This is a genomic window from Vibrio sp. 10N.222.48.A3 (genome assembly GCF_041475345.1).
GTDB lineage: Bacteria > Pseudomonadota > Gammaproteobacteria > Enterobacterales > Vibrionaceae > Vibrio > Vibrio tasmaniensis_A.
This window is the reverse complement of record NZ_JBFRVX010000715.1, coordinates 1-676: the sequence shown is the minus strand read 5'-3', so window position 1 is coordinate 676 and position 676 is coordinate 1. Positions and strand designations below refer to the sequence as shown.

Sequence of the window (676 nt, the reverse complement as noted above, 5' to 3'; positions counted from 1 at the left end):
CAAGTGACCTGCCCTTCACTATCAACTTGCTCAGTCAACGACTGTTGATAGTACGATTCAAGTTGATCCCTATCCGTCACTTGATTAATAAAACTGGACGACAAAAAGCGCTCCCAGAATTTTCGGCGTTCATCAACAGTAGGAAAGGACTCTTTAATTGAATTGCGTTTTGATGCACCGAAGTCCGCTATCAAACCTATGTTCTGTGGCAATACAGTTTCGAGTTTTTCTCTAATATTTCTCACCAAAACAGGTGATGCTCCCCCACTTGAGATCGCTATTTGGATTCGTCCGCGATTTATCATTGAGGGTGTGATGAAGTCACAATAGGGTAAGTCATCGACCACATTGACAAGAATACCCATTTTTTTTGCATCATTATGTACTTGATGATTTAGGTTTGGGTTGTCGGTCGTTGCCCACACTTGTAAGTAGTTTTTCGAGATAAGCTGTGACGAGTAAAAATTTTGAACCCAACGAAGTTTGTCTTCATCGGCTAGCTCTTTTAAGTAAGGTGCGACCTTAGGAGAAACCAAAGTTACATTAGCACCCGCTCGCAGCAAACTGTCGACTTTTCGGCAAGCAACCTCGCCCCCACCAACCACTAGAATTGGCTTATTCTCTACATCCAAAAACATTGGGAAATAACGCATGTTCTTCCTTGAGACTACTTCAA

The 676-nt window shown here is 42.3% G+C and carries 1 protein-coding gene; it reads right to left on the bottom strand.

What is annotated here, in order from left to right; genetic code table 11:
- A partial coding sequence (locus AB4653_RS18805) for a bifunctional precorrin-2 dehydrogenase/sirohydrochlorin ferrochelatase (RefSeq protein WP_372104980.1) occupies window positions 1–653 on the bottom strand: 653 nt, incomplete at its 3' end.
- Window positions 654–676: the final 23 nt, after the last annotated feature.